The organism is Enterobacter sp. ZOR0014 (genome assembly GCF_000798855.1).
GTDB classification, from domain to species: Bacteria; Pseudomonadota; Gammaproteobacteria; order Enterobacterales; family Enterobacteriaceae; genus Enterobacter; species Enterobacter kobei.
Genome location: NZ_JTLF01000212.1, coordinates 1 through 4,263 on the forward strand (window position 1 = coordinate 1; position 4,263 = coordinate 4,263).

4 protein-coding genes are annotated in these 4,263 nt (G+C 59.7%); all 4 read right to left on the reverse strand.

Annotated elements, in window-relative coordinates; all coding sequences use genetic code 11:
• Window positions 1-103: 103 nt before the first annotated feature.
• The 4 genes from L977_RS11260 to hpaG are packed head-to-tail and all read right to left on the reverse strand — an operon-like array spanning window position 104 to window position 4,088.
• Window positions 104-484, reverse strand: coding sequence for a 5-carboxymethyl-2-hydroxymuconate Delta-isomerase (locus L977_RS11260; RefSeq protein WP_014882415.1), 381 nt, complete (start codon window positions 482-484; stop codon window positions 104-106).
• 9 nt (window positions 485-493) lie between these two features.
• Window positions 494-1,345, reverse strand: a complete 852-nt coding sequence (hpaD, locus tag L977_RS11265) for a 3,4-dihydroxyphenylacetate 2,3-dioxygenase (protein ID WP_014882416.1) — start codon at window positions 1,343-1,345, stop codon at window positions 494-496.
• 2 nt (window positions 1,346-1,347) lie between these two features.
• The gene (hpaE, locus tag L977_RS11270) at window positions 1,348-2,814 is read right to left on the reverse strand and encodes a 5-carboxymethyl-2-hydroxymuconate semialdehyde dehydrogenase (RefSeq protein WP_014882417.1); all 1,467 of its coding nucleotides are present in this window, start codon (window positions 2,812-2,814) and stop codon (window positions 1,348-1,350) included.
• Window positions 2,811-4,088, reverse strand: coding sequence for a 4-hydroxyphenylacetate degradation bifunctional isomerase/decarboxylase (gene hpaG / locus L977_RS11275; RefSeq protein WP_047625779.1), 1,278 nt, complete (start codon window positions 4,086-4,088; stop codon window positions 2,811-2,813). Before hpaG ends, hpaE begins: the two co-directional genes overlap by 4 nt.
• Window positions 4,089-4,263 lie beyond the last annotated feature (175 nt).

Sequence of the window (4,263 nt, forward strand, 5' to 3'; positions counted from 1 at the left end):
CTCCCTCTCCCCGTGGGAGAGGGCCGGGGTGAGGGCATCAGGCCGCTGAGATTTCCCTCACCCTAACCCTCTCCCAAAGGGAGAGGGGACAGATCGAGCGGTATTACTTAAACAACGCGTGCACGTTGTTTTGTTTGTAATTGAGCGTCGGGTGCAGTTCGTCCAGCTCGAACGACAGCGCCAGATAGCGGGCAGCCATCAACGCCGCAAAGTGCGCTTTGATAAGCCCAAACAGCATTTCCCCTACGGCTTCCCGACTTTCCAGGCTGCGCCCGGAACCGATCTTCAGCGTCATATGCACAAAGGCGTAATCCTGCTTACCGTCGGCCATCTGCCAGGTATCCAGCCAGTGGGCGCGGCTGCGGATACCGCCGATCGGGAAGATGCCCGTGGCGGCCAGCGCCTCGTTCACTTTGGCGAACAACCCCGGCAGGTCTGCCTGCTCGCGGATGTTGTCGGTACATTCAGCAATAAAGTGCGGCATGGTGGCTCCTCACGCGGGCAGGGGGAAAACGGCGTTAACCTGGCCGGTGCCGGAGCTGGCGAACAACTCGGTGAGAAACTCCACCTTGCCGTCGTATTTGTCCCAGCCGAGCATGCCCAGCAGCATCACCGTGTCATGCATATTGCCTTCGCCGTAGCAGTAGTCGGCGTATTCCGGCAGCATGCTGCAGAATTCTTTGAACTGCCCCTCGCGCCACAGCTTCACCACGCGCTCGTCCATCTGGCGGTCAAACTCGCGGGTATAGCTGTTCATCCCTTCTTCCGCGCGCTGGTCGTCGATAAAGCGGTGCGACAGTGAGCCGCTGGCGAGCACCGCTACGGTGCCGTCGTATTTTTTGATGGCGCTGACGATGGCCTCACCGAGTTTGCGGCTGTCGGCGAAGTCGTGAACGGTGCAGAACGCCGAGATAGAGACCACTTTGAAGTGTTTATCCGGGTTCATGTAACGCATCGGCACCAGCGTGCCGTACTCCAGCTTCAGGCTCGGGATGTTGTGCGCCTTGGCGCGCACGCCGAGCTTCACCGCCTCGTCGGCAATCAGCTGGCCGAGCGCCGGGTTGCCGTCGTAGTCGTAAGTCATGTCGCGGATAAAGTGCGGCAGTTCGTTGCTGGTGTAGACGCCTGAAAAATGGTCCGCACAGTTGATGTGGTATGCGCTGTTCACCAGCCAGTGGGTATCGAAGACGATGATGGTGTCCACGCCCAGCTCGCGGCAGCGCTTGCCGATCTCTTTATGCCCGTCGATGGCGCCCTGACGGCAGCCGTGGTTTTTCCCCGGCAGCTCGGAGAGATACATTGACGGGACGTGGGTGATTTTTGCCGCTAACGCTAATGTACCCATGATCAGATCCCCCATTTTGGAATCGGATGGTCGCCCATGGAGATGCAGACGTTCTTCATCTCCGCAAACACCTCGAAGCTGTACTCGCCGCCTTCGCGCCCGGTGCCGGAGGCCTTCACGCCGCCAAACGGCTGGCGCAGGTCGCGCACGTTCTGGGTATTGACGAACACCATGCCCGCTTCGATATTGCGCGCCAGGCGCAGCACTTTGCTGACGTCCTGGGTCCAGATGTACGACGCCAGACCGTACTCCACGTCGTTCGCCAGGCGCAGACCTTCCGCTTCATCCTTAAACGGCAGCAGGCAGGCCACCGGCCCGAAGATCTCCTCCTGCGCCACGCGCATGCGGTTGTCGACGTCCGCCAGTACGGTCGGGCGCAGGAAGTTGCCGCCTTTCAGATGTGCAGGCAGGTCGGTCGGTTTGTCCGGGCCGCCCGCCAGCAGGGTCGCGCCCTCTTCAATGCCGAGGCGAATATAGCCAGAGACTTTCTCCCAGTGTGACTTACTGATGAGTGCCCCAATCTGGGTGGTCGGATCGGTCGGGTCGCCCACGCGCAGACGGTTGGCACGCTCCGCAAAGCGTTTGACGAACTCCGGGTAGATGCTCTGCTGGATGAAGATGCGCGAGCCCGCGGTGCAGCGCTCGCCGTTGATGGAGAAGATGGTGAACAGGGCGGCATCCAGCGCGCGCTCGATGTCCGCGTCTTCAAAAATCAGCACCGGGGATTTGCCGCCCAGCTCCATGGAATACTTCTTCAGCCCGGCGTTTTTCATAATATTGCGCCCGGTGGCCGTGCCGCCGGTAAAGGAGACGGCTCGCACGTCGTGATGACGCACCAGCGCATCGCCTGCCGTCGCGCCGTAGCCCTGCACCACGTTGAGTACACCCGCCGGAATGCCCGCCTCCAGCGCCAGCTCGCCCAGACGGTCCGCGGTCAGCGGGGAGAGTTCAGACATTTTCAGTACCGCGGTATTACCCAGCGCCAGGCACGGGGCGACCTTCCAGGTGGCGGTCATGAACGGCACGTTCCACGGTGACACCAGCGCGCAGACGCCCACCGGCTGCACCAGGGTGTAGTTGAGCATTTTGTCGTCAACCGGGTAGGTTTTGCCGTTCATCTGCTGGCACACCTCGGCGAAAAACTCGAAGTTGTGCGATGCGCGCGGGATCAGCACGTTTTTAGTCTGGTGGATCGGCAGGCCGGTGTCGGCGGTCTCCATAGCGGCGATCTCGGGCACGTTCTGGTCGATCAGATCGCCCAGACGACGCATCAGCCGCGCGCGTTCCTTCATCGGCAGGTTGGCCCATTTTGGAAACGCCTCTTTCGCGGCGGCTACGGCCTGATGGATTTCGGCTTCACCGCCGGAAGCCACTTCGGCCAGCACCTCGCCGGAGGCCGGATTGGTGGTGTGGAAATAGTCGCTTCCCGCCACGTTTTTGCCGTTGATCCAATGGTTAATTTTTTTCATTTTGCCGTCTCCTCACTCACAATTCGGTTTACCAGGCGTCCCACGCCTTCCACTTCCACCACCACTTCATCCCCCGGCACCACGTCGGACAGCCCCTTCGGCGTGCCGGTGGCAATCATGTCGCCCGGTTGCAGGGTCATAAAATCGCTCAGGTAGGCAATCAGGAACGGGATGCTGAAAATCAGATCCGCCGTCGTGCCAAGCTGTCGCAGTTCGCCGTTAACGAAGGTGCGCAGGGCGAGGTTGTGCGGGTCGGGAATGGCTTCTTTTGGCACGATGTTTGGGGAAATGGGGGTCAGCCCGTCGCGGCTTTTCACCCGCAGGTTTGGGCGGTAGTAGTTCTCGAGATAGTCGCGGATGGCGTAGTCGTTGCAGACCGTATAGCCCGCAACAACGTCCATCGCCTCGGCTTCACTGACCTTACGGGCGGTTTTGCCGATGACCACCACCAGCTCCGCTTCGTAGTGCATGTAGTCGATGTTGTTCGGGCGCACCGAGGTCTGGTCGTCACCGTTGAAAGTGTTCGGCGCTTTGATAAACACCAGCGGCTCGGTGGGGGGCTTGAAGTCCAGCTCGCTGGCGTGGTCGGCGTAGTTCAGGCCAAGGGCGAACAGCGTGGCGTGCGGGGGCGTGCGGTGAGCGATAGCGACGTCGCGTTCGTCCACCACCGGGTTTTCCAGCGGCGGAAACCCTTTTGCCAGAATGCGTACCCGGTCTCCAGGGCGGATCTCGACGCGGCTGTGCGGGGTGCCGAGCAATATCGCATCGCCGGGATTAAGGGTCGCGAACTCACTCAGGGCGCTCAGCAGCTGCGCGGCGTTGCGATGCAAATCGGCCGTATTCCAGTGGTCCGCCTCGCGGCCGTTAATCTCGGTGATGAGGGTCAGGTTATCCACGTTATCAACGTTGACCAGCTCGCCCAGCGGGCAGAATCCGTCCCGGCATTTCGCCTTGATCGCCGGGCGGTAGAAGCTCTCTTCCGGCAGACTCACCTCGTTGGCCAGCGCATATCCGGCAATGTACGCCGCCGCGTCTTCCTCGCGCACCTTGCTGGCCGTTTTGCCCACCACCAGCGCGACCGTTGCGCCGCTTAGCACCGTTTTACCCTGCGGGAAGGGAATGGGATCGCCTGCGCGGATCACGGTGTTATGCGGTTTGATAAACCACACTGCCGTTTTCGGCGGCGTGTTGTAGGGGGCTTTTTCAAACGCCTCAGCCCAGGCATCGCGCTGGCTTTGATGATTCAACGCGACGGCAAAAACGGTACCTTTCATTCACCTGCTCCTCACCCCGGCAGTCCGGGTTATGATTTCATTAATATGTTAATGATCTGGTTTTATGCTTTTGCTGTTTATTTCGCAATCAGAAGTGAAAAATTTGTGATATGAATAACAATAAATTTACATATTCATTTTTATTTTGATTAAAATCAGTGCGTTAACAAAATTG